The organism is Ligilactobacillus sp. ESL1201, from assembly GCF_058503265.1.
Genome location: NZ_CP196362.1, coordinates 1,966,651 through 1,984,518, shown reverse-complemented (window position 1 = coordinate 1,984,518; position 17,868 = coordinate 1,966,651). Strand labels below are relative to the sequence as shown.

Here is a 17,868-nt window from a genome sequence, read left to right as displayed (position 1 = left end):
CTTGGTGATGGGGTTAACTACGAGCGAATACGCGTTTAGTGATCCCGCAGTAGTTGGCGGCAAGTAAATAACAGCCGAGTAAAACAACGCCGAGCACACAAGCTTGTAAGAAGCTGGCGCCCTTAGTAACGGGAGCTGTAATGAACAGGTAGTTAATACCACTGGTCAGGATAAAATAGCCACCGTTAAATAATAGTATGGGGATCAAAGAAGTGAAACTGACATTAAATTCACTGCTGATCTGATGGTAACATAAAATGCCAGTTAGGCTAAAGGCTAGGACAGTTGCTGCAATTGCGCCGGACCCTTGCCCAAAATAAACTAGAGGAAACTGTAAACAGATTTTAGTTAACAAGCCGTAAAGCAAGTAGGTCATCGCTTTTTTGCTATAGTGTAATGCTTGAAGCAGGGTCAAGCCATTGATCGCGGCGGCCATAATGACGCTTTGCCAGATATTAAGCAGTAAAAAGAAGGAACCTTGCTGGTTAAAACCGAAAAAAATACTGTTGATTTGGGGAGCTAGGATTCCTAAAATCGTTCCCGCGGGCAGCAAAATAAAACAGAGATAGCGTAGATTTTGCGTTAGTAATTCACGAATCCCCTGTTTGTCGTGGAGTGAATTGCGGGCAGCGATCAGTGGTAAACTGCTTTCGGCGATAGCAGTCGCTAGCGTGATCAAAACGGCAGTAATTTTTGCGGGATTAGCGGAAAAAAGCGTGTAAATATACTGGGTGTAATTAGCTGAATGGTGAAGTAAATTTTGCATGATCTGTTTGAAAAAAAGCTGGTCGATCAACTGACAAAGGTTGATCCCCGAACCGACGATCACAAAAGGAATGGATTCGTACACGATCAACGTGAGCAAGTGTTTGATTCCGTGGAGTTGTGTCGGCTCGCTGTGCTGCAGGTTACGCCGATAGAGGGGCAATTGGCGGTAAAAATGCTGTAGTAGATAAAAATAACTGGCTAAAGCACCGATAAAAGCCGCAAAAACACTGAAATAAACGGCAGTAACGTAACTTAAATGAAAACGGTAGATGATCAGGTAAGTAGCGCTAAGAATGAAGATGACGCGAAAAAGTTGTTCCCATAATTGAGAAATACCAAATGGCTTTAAATCCTGATTTCCCTGAAACCAGCCGCGAATAATACTCATCGATGGTAAGATCGCGATTGCGGGGATCACACTTCTGATGGCGCGGATAGCCGCGTGTTGGGAGACGACGGGACTATTTTGTGCAAAAAACGGGGCGAGAAAATAAAGCAGGATAGCAAAAAAGCCGCCGGATAATAGCATTAATAAGAATCCGGCTTGAAATAGGCGGCGGCTACTTTCGTATTGTTTTTGGCTGTTAAACATGGCGACGCGCCGGGCGATCGCGGAAGGAAAACCAGCCATTCCGAGAGACAAAAAGATCGCGTAAATATTATAAGCGGAGTTAAATAAGGCTTGGGCACTGTTGATATGTTGGCTGGATCCCATCATTGCTAGCCAGGGAATAAGATAGACGATACCGAGTGCACGGGAAAAAATACTGCCAAAGGACAGCCAAAAAGAGCCAGAAAGCATTTTTTTATTCAAAATCAAACGACCTTTAACTTGAATTTAGGATGGGAGTTGTGCAGAAAAACTACACAGCCTGATCGCGCTTCGAAAAAATAACAGTCTGCGCTTAACCGTTTTTTGCGTAACTCTTCCTATTAATAAACTTTAGTAATTTTACCATGCTGTTAGTCGAATTACTAAAATTAGCGTTACTAAAAAAGGAGTTGGGACAAAAAGCGATTAGCAGTCGAGCACTAACCTAGTTTCAAAGTAACCCCCGCACTTGGGTTTTATTTTGAAACGTAGCTAGACGAGCACGATTAAGTCTATTACTTACGAAAAATAAAAATAGGGCTGGAACAAAACAAAGTTTTCTACGATTAGTCAAGTACAAACTGCTACTTTATTGGGATTTTCCTACCAATATTTTTAAAATTAACCAGTAAATTTACTGAATTCAATCCGTAATTTGTCTTAATTACCTTTTTGAGAGTACAACAAATAGACACCTAATTTTATTAATTTTTTTAAAGGTGTTATGATATAGAATATAATTAAAAAGTATCCTATGGGCGCTTTGACGTCGAATAATAGACATACTTTTGATTTTTAACTACTAGGTGATATATCGTCCTAATCAGACGATGTATTGATGCAATAGCGATCTTCTTGGTCATGTGTGGCCGACCAGATCGCTTTTTTCTTTGGTAATAATCGGCAATATGATTTTGACTACCATTTTTGGTGCTGGTGGCGATCATGTTCATAATTACTTGGTAAAAAACTTTACGTGCGTACGGATTACCCCGTTTACTGATTGATTCAGCCGCTAGATATTTTCCAGATTCATAATGGCGGAGATCAATTCCAATAAAAGCGTTAATTTGATTAGATGAACTAAAACGTCTGATATCACCTAATTCGGCTATTATTAAATTAGCGGTACTTTCTCCAATCCCTGGAATAGATAGTAAGATCTCGTATTCCGGTAATGCAGCTGCCATTTGACTCATTTGTTTAATGATTTTCCGTTTTTGTTGATTTAATTGCTTTAATTGTTGTGCCCAATAACTGACCTGTTGGATCGTACTAGATCCTTGCGGTACCGCCGGGTAACTTTGGCGCGCAAGCTGTACCAATTTTGTAGTAACTTTTGTGACTTGAATTCGTGATGTTGTCTTAGTCAGTGAATTTTCAACGCCGCTAGTTACTTCCGCAAGCGAACATTTAGTAACTGCATAACTACTAGGAAAGCGGCTAACTAAATTCCAATATAGCGGACCATTGGTGGTACTAAGTAACCCTTCGATTTCTGGGAAAGTCAATTGTAATATCCGGTGTAGGCGGTTTTTGGCACGCACTAAATCGTTATTGATTTCTTGATAGAAACGACTGAGATCCTTGAGTTCTGTGTAAACCGGAAGCTGTTGGTAGTCAGCTATTCGCTTTAATATAAATTGCGACTTAGCTAAGTTAAGCGCATCTAGTTGATCAGTTTTACGATGGCGTAAACTGTCTAACTGTTTTTTAGCCGCTAATGGATTTAACCTAGTGTAAGAATAACCGTAATCCTGAAAAAAAGACTGTAAGCGACGTGAGTAGATCCCAGTGGCCTCAAAAATAATTTCTGGTTGATGACATGAACGAAGATCTTCCAATAATTTCATTAAACCACAGCGATCATTACTGATTTGATATTGTTGAACTATTTGTCCAGCGATACCAATAGCTACATTAGATGTTCGACTACTAACATCAATTCCAAAGACGACTTGCATTTTAATCACCTTTCTTGAAGTTTGCTTCCATCTTCCTGATCAATCTACTTTTCACTACACGACATCAAGTGTCCCACATTCTTCGAACAGATTTTTAATCAGCAAGGATGAAGTTGCCTGTTTTGTCCACGACGTTATGCGCCTATCTGTTTTACGACTTGTCAACTTCACCACCACTTTAACACCAAGAAAAAGTGGTAGAGAAAAAACTCCGTCGAGTTAATTCTCTACCACTAATCTTAGAATGTTTTGTCTCAGCCCTTTTTTGGCTTTGAAGTTAAAGCGAATTATTTATTTTAAAAATGCTAACGAACGGGCGACGAAATCGTCTGCGTAAGCCATTGCATGTTTTTGTCCAGGAATCATCAATAATTGTGCGCCATGACCCTGCTTTGCCAGGGTATTGATGAAGTCTAACACGTAAGTGATCGGTGAAAGTTCATCGGTCGAATTAACCATCAGTAACTGATTTAATTTACCGTAGTCATAAGACTTGGCGTCTAATTTAGCCAGAACTGCCTGGTCTTCACTACCAGCATATGCTAAGCCGAAGTACTTATAGAAAGAATTGTTGATCGCTTTAGCATCGCTTAGGCCTAATTCGGTTTTGGCGTCAACTGATGCTTTAACGTCCGCATGGTCTTTCATCCAGTCGGAAAAGCTGACCGGTGCGGACCAAGTAACTGTTGAAAAGCCAAATTTCCCGGCGATGTAAAGTGCCATCACGCCACCGCTGCTGGCGCCGATTTGGGTCACATTGGCGCCACTATTATCGGCGTAATCCGAAGCTAACAGCCACTTGACGAAGGTAACGGCGTCATCGTGAGCTGCGGGGAAAGCGTCTTTAGGTGCTAAACGGTAATTAGGGATCAACGTGGTAAAGCCACCGTTAGCAAAAGCTTCACCGTATTTGGCAACGCCGGCCTTGTCACCGCGAATCCAGCCGCCGCCGTGCCAGAAGATTAACACTTTGCCATTAGCAGTAGCGTTGTCGGGCAGATAAATATCTGTCGTTAATGCGTTAGCCTGGTCATAAATAACATCATTTTTGATTTCCACTATACTATGCCTCCAAGTTAGATTTAGTAAAAACACCAACTCAATTTTAGCATTATTTGGGAGAAAATGAGAAAAAGATTTCAAATTTTAGTGATTTAACTGATAAAAAGGCTAAATATCATTCATCAAAATGATAGCATTAAAGAAAAGTGACGTCACGCGTTTTTCTTGAGCGTAACTGCAAAAATAACGGTCATTAGCCAAATGCACAGTGTTGCTAGGATAAATAACAACGAATAAGAGGCGTAATTGATCACCACGGCGCCTACCAGCGGCCCGAGTGCCCGTCCGATAGAACTCGAACTGGCCAGTGCCCCTTGGAACCGTCCTTTTTGAGCGTCAGGACTGATTTGATCGACGAAAGTAGAAGTTGCAGGGCTAAATAAAATTTCACCGATCGTCAGGATGGTCATGGCTAACAAGAATAAACTATAATGCGATCCCGCTACTAGTAAGATCAAAAACGAACAGCCGATCAGACTAAACCCGACGTACAAACGTTGGTGTAAGTGGGCTAACAACCAATCATCATAGTGTGTCATTAATGGCTGGATCAAAACGATCAGGATCCCATTTAACGTCCAGACCGAACTGTAGTTTCTAATACTGAGGTGATTTTCCACCATGTAAGTGGCGATGTTACTTTGCCATTGCTCGTAAAAGATCCAGGTCACGATCAGCAATAACAGCAGGGCGGTTAGCTTTTTTACCTGATTAGAAGCAACGTGGCGGGCTTTTTGGATTTGCTGGCGTTGATGATTGCTTTCATGATTGCGAAAAAAGCAGACGACGATCACTCCAAAGAGGATAAATAAGCTAGTAGAGATCTCGAAAACGTGGCGGATCCCGTAAGGCAGGATGTAGCCGACGATCAAAGTCCCGATCACCATCCCTAGGTTATTCATAAAATACAACATGTTATAAACGTAACTGATATTTTTTTGCCGGACTTCAGTCGCAAACGAATTGATCGAGGTCAAGTTAAGGCCGTTGCCGAATCCTAAAAAGACCAGTCCCAAAGGAAAGCTGGGCCAGCCGTGGTGGAAAATCAAAAAACTGCTGGCGCAGATCACTAGCAAACTGCCGGCGAGGATCGTGTAAAAATGGGACCACCGGTCGTAAAGGTAACCACCAACGGTATTGCCTAAAACAACGCATAGTGAATTAGCAAGCAAGACTACGCCGGCAACGATCAACGATCTGTGCAGGTATTCGTGCAGGTAAATAGTGGTAAGCGGCCAGATAAAACTGGTCCCGGTATTGGTCAAAAGAGACCCGAAGAAGAGCCAATTGGCTGACATGTTACTCTGTTTCACTAAAATATTCCTTTCTTTTGAAATTAAGTAGAAGTAATAAAATTTAACAGTGTAACTATGTTAACACAATTAACTTACCTTACGGAAATATCAAGGGTTTTGTTTCCGGTTATTCACTTCTTTTTCCAAAATAAAAAATTCCCGTTAAGATCCGCTGCCCATATCGAGTGCGATCTCATAAAAGTTCGCCGTAATGATGAACGTAAATTTGGTTCACGAGCGTAATGAAAGCAGCTAAATATGGCAGCTGTTACCAAAATAATTGGGTGAATATTTTTAAGAATGTTGCGGTATAATAAAATTAATAAGGTTTAAGAAGGGATCAGCATGACTTATACTTTAGGGTTGACTGGTGGGATCGCCAGCGGTAAAAGTACGATCAGTAATTATTTGTACGAGCAAGGGGCGGTCGTGATCGACGCGGATGAAATTGCTCGCCAAGTGGTGGAACCCGGCTCGCCGGGACTAGCCGCGGTAAGGGACGCGTTTGGTGCGCAAATGATCACGGCACAAGGAACGCTTGATCGTAAACGGCTCGGGCAGCAAATTTTTAACGACGAAAAGCAGCGCCAACTGTTAAACAAACTCTTACATCCGCTGATCAAAAAGGAAATGTTGGCTCAGGCTAAACGAGCTCAGGATAAGGAAGTTGATTTAGTCGTGTTGATGATTCCGTTATTATTTGAAAGCCACTGTGAGCAGTATTGTGATGGGGTAATGGTGGTAGATATTTCCCGGGAAATACAATTGCGGCGACTGATCAAACGCAATGGTTATACGGCAAAGGAAGCGCGAGCGCGGATCGACAGTCAGATGGCTCCGGCTAAAAGACGCGAGTTGGCAGATTTTGTTGTAGCAAATAACGGTGAGTTGCGGCAAACGTACCAACAGGTCGAAAAAATTTTGGAAAATATTTTGGATTAAAGATAAATAGGAGTTGGGAGCAAAAGGAGGTTTCGAGCACTAGGTTAGGTGCGAACTACTGTTTTTAGGAGTACGATCGAACACGAATTACTTACGGAGACCAAATTAGGGGCTGAAGCAAAACAAACTTTTGTTTTGTTCCAGCCCCTATTATTATAGCAATTAAGCGGCTGGCCTAATTGCGTTCTAGCTGATATTGACTACGCTAAAAAGCCAAGTTAAGTTCAAGCTTTACCTCTTAGCTAGGTTAATCCTCGGCGACTGACCGCCATTTTCACCGCTTGTTAGAATACCGGGAACCCTCCTGTTAGCCAGAATCCGAGCACGATCACGACGATGCTCATCACTAGTGGTAACCATAAAGTGTTGAGCGTAAATTTTTGTTTATTTTTCTTGGCAAATGCCATTTCGATCACGCCAATTGCTAGAATGGCAACGATGATTTTAACGATCAGTAATACCGGGTGCTCGTGCCAAGCATAGCTCAGCATTAAAATTCCGCTGATGATCAAGACTAAATAACAAACCCGAGCACACAGCGCCCACAGATTTGTCAGCTTGCGCGGTCCTAGCAGTCCTAAAATTACTGCAAGTAGCAAAATTACTGCAAAAATTAAGTGCATCCACGGCCATAACATATGTCTTACCTCACTTTTTAAAGTTTATCACCAACATTCTAACAAAGTTTAAGGTGGAATTCTAATCTTGGATCAAAACAAGGGATTCAGGCTGAATTTTTGACTCGTCAGCATCTTAGCGACTACGAATGCCAGCCCAATTTTTAAGATATCGCCGGGTAAAAATGGAATATTAGAGAGTAGTGCTGGTATTAATGCCAGCCGACTTTGCAACATCAGCCACAACGATCCCAGCAGGTCGGTGGTGATCGTACTAGCTAGGAAAAAAAGCGGCAATTGGAGCCACCACTTTTTATTTGCTTGGCATAATCTTAACGAACAGTTGACTGTCAGTGGGGTTAGTAGCCAGCCAAACAGGTAGCCGGCAGTGGGACCAACGAATGCCGCTGGGCCTCCTCTGCCTCCCGACAGGACTGGTAATCCCAAAAAGGCAAGGAGTAGAAATAAAAAGACGGCGCTAGTCCCGCGCTTAGTTCCCAATAATAAGGCGGCTAACATAATTCCGAGGTTCTGTAAGACGATCGGTACGGGGGAAATGCCAATGGGAATTCCCGGGAAAAAGCCGAGTACGATAATTACCGCAGTCATTAAGGCGATATAAGTTAGATCTCTGATTTTCATGCTCTCCTCCTCAATAGTTAACTCTTAATTTTATATTAGTTAACAATAATAACGTAACATGTTTGCAATGTGAAAGCAATTATGTGATATTTTTGTATTTTTTCACGGAGGCACGCAAGAAGGTAAAAAATAGTTCTATACTTGAAAACGTTTTTGAATTATTATAAGGGCAAGCATTTTTTAATATACATAACAATTGGTTTCGTAGCTACCGGTATCGAAAATAAAGGAGTGTGGTAGTTTTGGTTGCTTTAACGAAGCGAGCGACAAGTCTTTGGGCTAAAAAACGGTCTGAGGATGGTAGGCATTACTGGCTACCGCTAATTACACATCTTGTTGATACCCGAAATACGATCAACTGGCTTTTTAATCATTGGTTAAGTTCAGGTCAACGACAAATGTTAACGCAACGATTTTCTGAGGCCGAAGTACAAAAGTTGGTCAAATTTATTGGCTTTACCCACGATATTGGTAAGGCTACACCTGCGTTTCAGATTAAGCGGTCTTTTGATGGTGATTTTGCTCTTGATAAGGAACTGACAGAAGCTCTAATTCGCCATGGCTTTACGGGATTAGACGATCTTAGCTTATCATCACCAAGTAAATCACCACATGCGCGTGCTGGTGAAGCGTTACTGGAACTTTGGTGTGTTCCCAAATCGGTGGCGGCAATAATAGGTGGACATCATGGACGTCCCGAGGATTCACCACAAACACAACAAATTGACACCTATACGGCTAATTATTATCAAGTAGACGTGGCTAAAAATGAAGTCGACCGCAAAATTAAGCAAAACTGGGAAAAAGTCCAGACGGAGCTGTTCGAGTTTGGACTGAATAGTTCAGGTTACGATGAAGTCGGTGAAATTCCAAATATCAATCAACCCGAGGCGGTCTTGTTGGAGGGATTGTTGATTATGGCGGATTGGCTTGCTTCTAGTGAATCGTTAAATGATCCTGCACAAACACCACTGTTTTCCTTGATCGATATGGATCAGACTTGGTCTGATATTGACATGAAAACTCGTTTTCAAAACGCAATTTTGGCTTGGCAGCAGAACGGCGAATGGGTACCTACACCGGTAAGCATTGAAGAGGATCCTTATCGGAAACGTTGGGGCTTTGCTGCTCGTTCGGTGCAAAAAACCATAACGGAAGCTATTGCTAAAACAACTGATCCGGGAATGGTGATTATCGAAGCGCCGATGGGTTTGGGTAAAACAGAAATTGCTTTAGTCGCAGCGGAGCAATTAGCTTATAAAACGGGTCGCGATGGCATCTTTATGGGGTTACCCACACAAGCTACCAGTAATGCAATGTTTGAAAGGGTGGAACAGTGGCTAGGCCAGCTTGCAAAAACACAGGGGGAAAATTTGGCCATCAAGTTAATGCATGGTAAGGCGGAATTTAATGAGGATTATCAAGCAATACCGAATGCCTCCAATATTGATGATGTGGGAGCAGTTGTTGTTAATGGTTGGTTTGCAGGTAAAAAATCAATTCTAAACAAATTTATAGTCGGAACCATTGATAATTTCTTGCTTTTAGGCTTGAAGCAAAAACATCTGTTTTTGAAACATCTGGGGTTAAGTGATAAGGTCATCATCCTTGATGAAGTCCACGCCTATGATGCTTTTATGAGCCAATATATGTATAAGGCAATTGAATGGTTAGGTGCTTACCACGTTCCAATTATAATTTTGTCTGCGACACTGCCTAAAAAAAAGCGTAATGAGCTATTAAAAGCATACTACCGGGGTAAGTATGGGAAAAAGTTCAAAAAAAGGGTCATCGCTCCCGCTAACTGGCAGGATAATCAAGCATATCCACTGTTAAGTATTTTTGACGGTCAAGAAATTAAACAAATTACAGCTTTTCCTGGCCAAAGTGATCAAAAACCACTCTCTATACAAGTGACGAGAATTCAGGCAGATGACAGCGAGCTTATTCAGTCAGTCTTGCAAAAAATTCAGGATGGCGGTATCGCTGGAATGATTGTGAACACTGTCAAACGGGCGCAGGAGCTTGCCCAACTCGTACCACAGGATGTGCCACTCATGGTACTCCACTCTGCTTTTTTGGCACCAGATCGAGTTGCAAGGGAACAAAAACTGGAAGCTGCTATTGGCAAGCACGCGCAACGACCCGACAAAATGATCGTGATCGGGACGCAAGTTTTGGAGCAATCCTTAGATATTGACTTTGATGTGCTGTATACGGATATAGCACCTATGGATCTGATTTTGCAGCGTGCTGGTCGGCTTCATCGTCATCAAATTGAGCGCCCAAGTGCACTTCAGCAGCCACAACTTTATGTGATGGGAATTAACGGGGATGGCGATTATGGCGATGCCAATGAAGCAATCTACGAAAAATATTTATTACTGAAGACAGATCATTTTTTGGGTAAAACAATTCAATTACCGACCGATATTTCTCAACTGGTGCAGGAAGTTTATGATTCAAAAACAGATGAGTTGGTAGTTGGTATTGACGACGCACGGGAGAAATTTGTAACGGACCTGGAAAAAGAAGAGAAGAAGGCCCGAGTTTTTCAGATTGCTGATCCTAATTTGCTGGTGTCGCCGACAGACGATGAAGCGACTATCCACGGGTGGTTAAGTCGTGGTCAAAAACGCGTTGATGTGGACGAACAAAGGGCAAACGCTGCCGTGCGTGATATTCAAGAAACGTTAGAGGTGATCTTACTCAAACACACCGCTACTGGTGATTTTTTGTTGGATGGTCAAAATGTCAAGGAGGTTTCAGCGGTCAAAATAGCGCAACAAGTGATTCGCTTGCCTCTCGCGGTGACGCCTAGTTACAAAATCGATCAGATCATCACTGAATTGGAAACACGCACTAGTAAATATTTCCGTGATTGGCAAGATAGTGGCTGGTTGCGCGGAGCTTTAGCGCTTCCTTTAGATGACGAGAATAATGCTCAACTCGATAATTGGCAGCTGCATTATTCAACAACATTTGGCTTGAGTTATAAGAAGGAGGATGAAAATGAGTAAACGATCTTTTAATTTGGTTACTGATCCTTGGATTAAAGTCATTGTGAAGGATACTAATCAAGAAAAGCTGACTTCGTTAACTGAACTTTTTCAGGAAGCACCAAATTATCGTCAGCTTGCGGGAGAAATGCGCTCACAAGATTTAGCAATACTGCGGTTTTTACTAGCAATTTTAACGACCGTTTATTCGCGCTTTGCTGTGGATGGTAAGGCCTATGACTGGCTTGAAATTGATAATAACACGCTAGAAATAACTGAAGCGGTTGATGATGATGACTACGAACAACATGATTTACAAGATACCTGGCAGCAACTTTTTCAGCAGGGACAGTTTTCTGAGATCGTCGTTTCGTATCTGAATAAGCACCAAAATCGTTTTGACTTATTCGGACAACACCCTTTTTATCAGGTAACTAGGGATGAGTATGATTCATTTGTTCCGCCGAATAAAAAAGTTGCGACGGGGTCTGGGACGGTTTCAATTAAGCAAATGAACCGACTGATTTCGGAAAGTAATCATACCCCAGCACTTTTTACGCCTAAATCCGAGGGTGAAAAAAACCGTATTACTTTAGCTGAGCTCACTCGCTGGTTGATCACATACCAAAACTTCGCTGGTGTTACAGACAAAACCAAGATCGAAACGAATGAAAAATTTTCGACACCTGCTGGTTGGCTGTACAAGCTAAATCCAGTTGCCGCTAAGGGACAGACACTTTTTGAAACGTTAATGTTAAACCTTATTTTATTCGATCGAGAATCCAAAGATACTTACGTTCAACAAAAGCCCGTGTGGGAATATGAAAGCATTCAAGATTATGTTACTAAGCGCAAAAAGATGATTTTACCAAATGATGTATCAAGTCTTTATACGGCTTGGGCGCGTCTATTACACATCGAATGGGACGAAGATGACCAGCCGACTATTTTTAGCGCCGGTTTACCAATGTATAGCAACGAAAATGCCTTTAAAGTTGAGCCAATGTCGACTTGGAAGCACGATAAGCAAGGTGGTGTTGATGACCTTAAACCTGCAGTCAAAAGTATGCGTTCGCTCGGGATTGCCATGTGGCGTAATTTTGGTCAGTACGTCAACGTTGAGAGCACAGAAGAAAAAGTGACCAGTATGGAACCGGGACTAGTTACTTGGTTACATGATCTTAAAAGCAAGGGATTAATTGCCGAAAATCGTCTTTTGAATTTAGTTACTGCAGTGTTAATTAGTGATGGAAATGCGACATCGCAGGCACCAATCGCTGAAGTGACTGATGATTTAACGATCAAAGCAAATGTTTTGTTTGACACTGAGGGTGCACAACGGTGGCCGTTGCGGATTGAAAATATCATTGCCACCACGCAACAGATTGGAAAGGACTTCTGGTATTTTGCAGATACTATTGGTCGCATTCGTCGTTTAGATTCACATACTTCGTTTGCCAGTCAGCAAAGTATAATTTTTTATGAACGGTTAAATATCCCCTTTAAACTTTGGCTGGCGGGTTTATCAAATGATGATGATCGTGATGCCAAGGAATTGGAGTGGAAAAATGAGCTGCGTCAAATCGTTTTAGATTCTGCGGAGGAGTTCATGCAGACCAGCACATCTAGGGATATAACAGGTATTATTGAGATCACTAAAGATAAGAGTCGAGAGACCAATATCTTTACGGCAAATAATTACCTACGTTACAACGTTAAAAAACATTTAGAGGGGTGATCAGATTTATGGCAAAAACAATAATTGGTGCTGTTGACCAAATGTTGCAACAACTTGATAATCACGGCAATCCTAATAGGGCAGTGTTAGCTAGTGCGCGCCATGCGGTTTCATTAGATAGTCCGCAGGCACAGGCAGTCTGGCCGATTATTATGGCAGGAATATCCGATGAGGGTTTGACGGCTCCTTTTGCTCCTAAGTTGAGCAGGAGTGGTGAACCAACTTATGCTGAAACTGCGGCTTTTACAGCAATTCGACTATATGCTATTCATCAACAAGGAGTGGAAAATTGTGTTTATGCCAGAGCCTATGGTGACGATGCAAAAGGAACGGTATTTTTAAGGGCCTTAGCCCAACTGCGTCAAGATGAAGAGATAAAGGATGCTCTTGATCGGCGGGTTAAAGCACTGTTAGCGACTACTAATGTGGCAAGTGTGACCAATTCCCTGACACATTTAGTGTCGATTTTGAAGGCTAGCTCACGAAACCAACAAATTGACTATGCTCGTCTAGCAGGAGATCTTTTTTACTTTCAATTTAGTTACGAAGCGGCTAATCAAGTGCGGCTCACTTGGGGTCGTCAGTACTATTCAAACATCCAGTCTGTACAAATTAAAGGAGAGAAAAACTAATGACGAATAATAATCTTTATCTCGATGTTCATGTTATCCAAACTATTCCATCTTCAAATGTTAACCGTGATGATACCGGTGCGCCCAAGACAGCACTTTATGGTGGAGTAACTCGCGCCCGGGTGTCATCTCAAAGTTGGAAACGTGCAGTTCGGCAGGGGTTTAAGGAAGAAGGAGTTTCAGCAGGAGTGGGGATCCGCACCAAAGAGGCTGCCCAATTATTAAAAGACGAGTTAATCAAACAAGATCCTAATTTAAGTGATGATGATGCCACCGCAAAAGTTGCAGAGCTATTTAAGACAGCTGGAGTCAAATTGAATAAAAAGACGAATTTGACAGGTGCGCTTTTACTAGTTAGTCACGGTCAAATTGAAAAATTGGCACAGTATGCACTCAATAATGATAATTTTGATAAAAAAGAACTCAAGAAAGTGTTAAAAGGCGATCAATCGCTGGACCTTGCTTTATTTGGGCGCATGGTAGCTGACAATCCAGAACTGAACGTGGATGCTTCTGCTCAGGTTGCACACGCGATCTCAACCCATGAAATTGTGCCGGAGTATGATTATTTCACAGCCTTAGATGATCTTCAGCCCAAAGATAATGCGGGAGCAGCCATGCTAGGTTCTGTGGAATTCAACTCAGCCACGCTGTATCGTTACGCCAACGTTAATATTGATGAATTGGCTCATAACTTGAATCAAGACAGCGCGATCGTTGGTGCCGTAAAATTTGTTAAGGAATTTTTATTAACAATGCCGACTGGTAAGCAAAATACTTTTGCTAATAAAACACTTCCAAGTTACGTCATGGTTAATTTGCGGACGGATACACCGGTGAACCTCGTTTCAGCCTTTGAAGAACCAGTTAAGTCAAAAGATGGTTATGTTAAAAAATCAATTCAAAAATTTGAAAATGAGTTTGAAGCTAGCCAAGATTTTGTTGCTGCGCCACAACTGAGTGTTGTCTTAAGCCAATTTGATACCAAATGTGGTGACAAAGTTTCTAATATTACTGAACTTTTGCAATGTGTCACCGATGGTCTGAAAAAGGCGGTGCAAGATGAAGACACTAACGATTAATTTAAGCTCGCCGTTACAATCTTACGGAAATGAGGCATCATTTTCTCGCCGCACTTCTGGTGATTATCCTTCAAAGAGTGCGGTTATCGGGATGCTAGCTGCTGGTATGGGATATCGCCGCAATGACGAGCGAATCACAGCGTTAAATGCGCTGAATTTTGCGGTTAGAGTTGATCAACCAGGACGAACTTTGACTGATTTCCAAACTGTTGAATGGAAAAAAGGCACCCGTAAAATTACTTATCGCGATTATTTACAGGATGCAGTCTTTGTCGTAGCTGTTGGCAGTGATGACTCAGAGTTGATCGCTATCCTTGCGGATGCATTAAAACACCCAAGATTTCAGTTGTTTTTGGGGCGCCGTGCTAACGTTCCTGCTGGCCCGCTGAAATTACACCTATTTGCTGATAAAAATCCGGTTCAGGCCTTAAAAAATCTTGAGTGGCAAGCGGCAACGTGGTATCAGCGTCAAAAAAAAGAAGAGTGTGTTAGTGTTGATTTGATTGCGGATGCTGCTCTTTTACCAGAAGATATTCGTACTAGCACGTTGGTAAAAGATAATGTGGTTTCATTTGATCAGCGGCACCGCCAATTAAGTTTTCGCGCGGTTACCAACATACAAATTAAATTAACGAATACAAATTTTGTGAAATTTGCAAGTAACACGGAGCACGATATCTTTAATAATATTTAGAAAGGAGACCATATGTATTTATCGAGAGTTGAAAAGGCGAATAGTAATCGCCAACAAATTAAGAATTTAACTCATTTGGGCGCTTATCACGATTGGGTCGAACAGAGTTTTCCTGAAGAAATTCAACAGGGAAAGCGACTTCGTCATCTATGGCGATTAGACCAAATAGCTGGTCACGAATACTTACTAGTATTAAGTGAACGAAAGCCAGACTTGCAAGCATTATCTCGGTATGGTGTTCCCGGTACCGCGATGACGAAGGACTATGATCATTTTTTGGATCAGTTACAGGATAATGAACTGGTGCACTTTAGGCTCACTGCCAATCCAAGCTACACTGTTAGCCAGGGTAATAAAAAACGTGGGCGCGTATATCCGCACGTTACTGTCCAACAACAGCGGGATTGGTTGATAAAACGAGCTGAAGGGGCTGGTTTTAAACTTGTTAACCAAAAATTGTCTGATGTGGCAAATGGAGATGAGCTAGCGTTTGACATTGTTAACCGTGAGCATCCAATGCTATATCGTAAGGGCGGGCGAAGCGTCCGGCTAAGCCGAGTGACCTTTGAAGGATTGCTGCAAATTCAAGATTTAACACTGTTTAAGCAGACATTAGTCAACGGTTTAGGACGAGAAAAAGCGTTTGGAATGGGATTAATGACGGTTATCCCTGAGAGGTGATAAAATGTCCCAAAAATTTGGCGCTAAGAAACCTGAACTTCCTGAATTAGGTCGCGAACGCGACCGGGTAACGTTTCTTTATCTTGAACATGCTAAATTGAATCGTCAAGATAGTGCAATATTGGTTTCAGATAGCCGGGGGATGGTTTATGTTCCAGCCGCTGTTGTCAGTGTGTTATTACTGGGACCGGGCGTGGATGTGACACACCGGGCGATGGAACTGATTGGAACTTCCGGGATGGGATGTGTTTGGACTGGCGAACAGGGCGTCCGCCAATATGCGTACGGGCGACCATTGAATCATTCGTCGTCGTTACTGGAAGCTCAAGCAAGACTTGTTTCCAATTCAAAAACACGGATCAAAGTAGCACGCAAAATGTATCAAATGCGTTTTGGCAATGTTGATGTTTCAAAATTGAGTATGCAAGAGCTTCGGGGAAAAGAAGGGGCTAGAGTTCGACGAGTTTATCGTGATCAGGCTAAGAAAACAAAAGTTAATTGGACGCGTCGAGAATATAACCCGGACGATTTTGAAGCGGGAACACCAATTAATAAGGCGCTCACAGCTGCTCATCAAGCACTTTACGGTTTGAGTTACAGCGTAATATCAGCTTTAGGCGCATCTGCGGGTTTGGGGTTCGTTCATACGGGACATGATCTATCATTTGTGTACGATTTTGCGGATCTCTATAAAGCAGAGTATTCGATTCCGATTGCGTTTAAAATTACCGCAAAATATGGTGCAGATAAAGACATTGGCTCGAAAACGAGAATAGCGATGCGTGATGCCTTTAAAAAAAGTAAGCTGTTAGTTAGGATGGTTGCAGATTTAAAATCTTTGTTAGGCGAAACTGAGGCTAAAGAAAATGTCGATGTATTGAATTTGTGGGACGATCAACTGGGGTTGCAAAAGATGGGTGTCCAATATCATGAAATTAGAGAAGACGAGCCAATATGATTGTAATTACTTTGACGAAAGTACCCAATTCGTTGCGTGGTGACCTAACAAAGTGGTACCAAGAAATTCAGACGGGTGTTTATGTAGGTAACGTAACTGCTAAAATCAGGGATGAATTATGGGACCGGATTATGCGAGATATTGGTAACGGTCAGGCAACTATGGCCTACAATACCAACAACGAACTAGGTTACACATTTAAGACAACACGACCTGACAGAAAAGTAGTGGACTATGATGGTATTCCCTTAATGATGCATCTTGTTGCGACAGACGAGCCAATAAAACATGGTTTTAGCAATGCGGCCAAATTTCATAAAGCCAAGGTAATGTCAAAACGTTTTGATAATGAAGAAGCTGGGCAGCAAATGTCTGAAGGGCAGTCCGCTCCGTTTGTTGCAATTGATATTGAAACGACAGGGTTAAATGTTGCCACAGACAAAATAATATCGATTGGTGCTGTCAAATCTTACCATGGTACTATTGAAAAGTATTATCAACTGATCAGTATTGATCAGAAGCTTCCGACGGCGATAACAAAGTTAACAAACCTAACTTCAGGACAATTGAGTTCTGATGGGATTTCTTTAGAAGACGCACTTAATGGATTTCAAGAGTTTAGTAGTGATTTGCCACTGATTGGGTATAATGTTCAATTTGACGAAAGCTTTTTAGCGGAAAATTTTCGGAAATCTAAGTTAGCAAGTTTGACTAATCATTTCTATGATTTAATGCCAGTCGTTAAAAAGGATAATCAGTTTTTGGATAATTACCGCTTAAAAACGGTGTTGGAAGAGTATAACGTTAAAAATGAACAGCCTCATAATGCTTTGGCAGATGCTCAAGCTACCTATGAGTTGGCAGAGCAACTCATAAAAAAACGTGTTTTACGATTTTAGGAAAGCCGTTCTGATGGGATTATTTTACTGTATTCCCCGTATGTACGGGGGTGATCCTGATTCCCTGCTAAAAGACCACATGCGTGTTGAGTATTCCCCGTATGTACGGGGGTGATCCTTAAAACAGCATAGAGCCAAAATCAATGTTTATGTATTCCCCGTATGTACGGGGGTGATCCTAACCAATTTCTGCCGCAATCTTAACTGTTTTTGTATTCCCCGTATGTACGGGGGTGATCCTCAGATGTCTGATTTAAATCGTTCGCCATTTGCGTATTCCCCGTATGTACGGGGGTGATCCCA

At 42.0% G+C, this 17,868-nt stretch carries 15 protein-coding genes and 1 CRISPR repeat array (1 of these 16 only partly in view); of the genes, 9 read left to right on the top strand and 6 right to left on the bottom strand.

What is annotated here, in order from left to right; translation table 11 throughout:
* Positions 1-13: 13 nt before the first annotated feature.
* From ACSYSK_RS09530 to ACSYSK_RS09515, 4 genes are all read right to left on the bottom strand, one after another.
* Positions 14-1,582 (bottom strand): putative polysaccharide biosynthesis protein, encoded by a 1,569-nt coding sequence (locus ACSYSK_RS09530; protein WP_491714900.1) that lies wholly within the window; start codon positions 1,580-1,582, stop codon positions 14-16.
* A 530-nt stretch (positions 1,583-2,112) separates the two neighbouring features.
* Positions 2,113-3,324 carry an IS110 family RNA-guided transposase gene (locus ACSYSK_RS09525; RefSeq protein WP_491714837.1) on the bottom strand — a complete coding sequence of 404 codons (1,212 nt, stop codon included), beginning with the start codon at positions 3,322-3,324 and terminating at the stop codon, positions 2,113-2,115.
* A 291-nt stretch (positions 3,325-3,615) separates the two neighbouring features.
* Positions 3,616-4,386, bottom strand: a complete 771-nt coding sequence (locus ACSYSK_RS09520; protein ID WP_491715890.1) for an alpha/beta hydrolase fold domain-containing protein — start codon at positions 4,384-4,386, stop codon at positions 3,616-3,618.
* Between the two features lie 152 nt (positions 4,387-4,538).
* Positions 4,539-5,699 carry an MDR family MFS transporter gene (locus ACSYSK_RS09515; RefSeq protein ID WP_491714899.1) on the bottom strand — a complete coding sequence of 387 codons (1,161 nt, stop codon included), beginning with the start codon at positions 5,697-5,699 and terminating at the stop codon, positions 4,539-4,541.
* 327 nt (positions 5,700-6,026) lie between these two features.
* Here ACSYSK_RS09515 and coaE point away from each other — a divergent pair, with 327 nt between their 5' ends.
* Positions 6,027-6,623: a dephospho-CoA kinase gene (coaE, locus tag ACSYSK_RS09510; RefSeq protein ID WP_491714898.1), complete on the top strand. Its 597-nt coding sequence runs from the start codon at positions 6,027-6,029 to the stop codon at positions 6,621-6,623.
* Positions 6,624-6,907: 284 nt separating this feature from the next.
* Here the strand turns inward: coaE and ACSYSK_RS09505 are convergent, their stop codons facing one another.
* Both ACSYSK_RS09505 and ACSYSK_RS09500 read right to left on the bottom strand, forming a co-directional pair.
* Positions 6,908-7,261, bottom strand: coding sequence for a DUF1516 family protein (locus ACSYSK_RS09505; protein ID WP_491714897.1), 354 nt, complete (start codon positions 7,259-7,261; stop codon positions 6,908-6,910).
* Between the two features lie 72 nt (positions 7,262-7,333).
* Positions 7,334-7,882, bottom strand: a complete 549-nt coding sequence (locus tag ACSYSK_RS09500) for a biotin transporter BioY (RefSeq protein ID WP_491714896.1) — start codon at positions 7,880-7,882, stop codon at positions 7,334-7,336.
* Positions 7,883-8,124: 242 nt separating this feature from the next.
* Between ACSYSK_RS09500 and cas3 the strand changes: the two genes are divergently transcribed.
* Genes cas3 through cas2e form a run of 8 tightly spaced genes read left to right on the top strand, consistent with a single transcriptional unit; the run spans position 8,125 to position 17,565 of the window.
* A complete protein-coding gene (gene cas3, locus ACSYSK_RS09495; protein WP_491714895.1) occupies positions 8,125-10,902 on the top strand; it encodes a CRISPR-associated helicase Cas3' in 2,778 nt (925 codons plus the stop codon).
* The gene (locus tag ACSYSK_RS09490) at positions 10,895-12,619 is read left to right on the top strand and encodes a type I-E CRISPR-associated protein Cse1/CasA (RefSeq protein ID WP_491715889.1); all 1,725 of its coding nucleotides are present in this window, start codon (positions 10,895-10,897) and stop codon (positions 12,617-12,619) included. The genes cas3 and ACSYSK_RS09490 overlap by 8 nt, the downstream gene beginning before the upstream one ends.
* Before the next feature lie 8 nt (positions 12,620-12,627).
* Complete coding sequence (gene casB, locus ACSYSK_RS09485) at positions 12,628-13,251, top strand: type I-E CRISPR-associated protein Cse2/CasB (RefSeq protein ID WP_491714894.1); 624 nt, start codon at positions 12,628-12,630, stop codon at positions 13,249-13,251.
* Complete coding sequence (gene cas7e / locus ACSYSK_RS09480) at positions 13,251-14,333, top strand: type I-E CRISPR-associated protein Cas7/Cse4/CasC (RefSeq protein WP_491714893.1); 1,083 nt, start codon at positions 13,251-13,253, stop codon at positions 14,331-14,333. The genes casB and cas7e overlap by 1 nt, the downstream gene beginning before the upstream one ends.
* Positions 14,314-15,027, top strand: a complete 714-nt coding sequence (cas5e, locus tag ACSYSK_RS09475) for a type I-E CRISPR-associated protein Cas5/CasD (protein WP_491714892.1) — start codon at positions 14,314-14,316, stop codon at positions 15,025-15,027. The genes cas7e and cas5e overlap by 20 nt, the downstream gene beginning before the upstream one ends.
* A 12-nt stretch (positions 15,028-15,039) precedes the next feature.
* Positions 15,040-15,708 carry a type I-E CRISPR-associated protein Cas6/Cse3/CasE gene (gene cas6e, locus ACSYSK_RS09470; RefSeq protein WP_491714891.1) on the top strand — a complete coding sequence of 223 codons (669 nt, stop codon included), beginning with the start codon at positions 15,040-15,042 and terminating at the stop codon, positions 15,706-15,708.
* A gap of 4 nt (positions 15,709-15,712) precedes the next feature.
* A complete protein-coding gene (gene cas1e / locus ACSYSK_RS09465) occupies positions 15,713-16,666 on the top strand; it encodes a type I-E CRISPR-associated endonuclease Cas1e (protein WP_491714890.1) in 954 nt (317 codons plus the stop codon).
* Positions 16,663-17,565, top strand: coding sequence for a type I-E CRISPR-associated endoribonuclease Cas2e (gene cas2e, locus ACSYSK_RS09460; RefSeq protein WP_491714889.1), 903 nt, complete (start codon positions 16,663-16,665; stop codon positions 17,563-17,565). Before cas1e ends, cas2e begins: the two co-directional genes overlap by 4 nt.
* 29 nt (positions 17,566-17,594) lie before the next feature.
* Positions 17,595-17,868: a CRISPR direct-repeat array (repeat unit 28 nt; unit sequence GTATTCCCCGTATGTACGGGGGTGATCC); it runs 1,462 nt beyond the window's last position.

Bases quoted from the DNA above. Each gene is read 5' to 3' on its own strand.
- ACSYSK_RS09525 (WP_491714837.1), bottom strand. From the start codon at position 3,324: ATGCAAGTCGTCTTTGGAATTGATGTTAGTAGTCGAACATCTAATGTA.
- coaE (WP_491714898.1), top strand. From the start codon at position 6,027: ATGACTTATACTTTAGGGTTGACTGGTGGGATCGCCAGCGGTAAAAGT.
- ACSYSK_RS09505 (WP_491714897.1), bottom strand. From the start codon at position 7,261: ATGTTATGGCCGTGGATGCACTTAATTTTTGCAGTAATTTTGCTACTT.
- ACSYSK_RS09500 (WP_491714896.1), bottom strand. From the start codon at position 7,882: ATGAAAATCAGAGATCTAACTTATATCGCCTTAATGACTGCGGTAATT.
- ACSYSK_RS09490 (WP_491715889.1), top strand. From the start codon at position 10,895: ATGAGTAAACGATCTTTTAATTTGGTTACTGATCCTTGGATTAAAGTC.
- casB (WP_491714894.1), top strand. From the start codon at position 12,628: ATGGCAAAAACAATAATTGGTGCTGTTGACCAAATGTTGCAACAACTT.
- cas7e (WP_491714893.1), top strand. From the start codon at position 13,251: ATGACGAATAATAATCTTTATCTCGATGTTCATGTTATCCAAACTATT.
- cas5e (WP_491714892.1), top strand. From the start codon at position 14,314: ATGAAGACACTAACGATTAATTTAAGCTCGCCGTTACAATCTTACGGA.
- cas6e (WP_491714891.1), top strand. From the start codon at position 15,040: ATGTATTTATCGAGAGTTGAAAAGGCGAATAGTAATCGCCAACAAATT.
- cas1e (WP_491714890.1), top strand. From the start codon at position 15,713: ATGTCCCAAAAATTTGGCGCTAAGAAACCTGAACTTCCTGAATTAGGT.
- cas2e (WP_491714889.1), top strand. From the start codon at position 16,663: ATGATTGTAATTACTTTGACGAAAGTACCCAATTCGTTGCGTGGTGAC.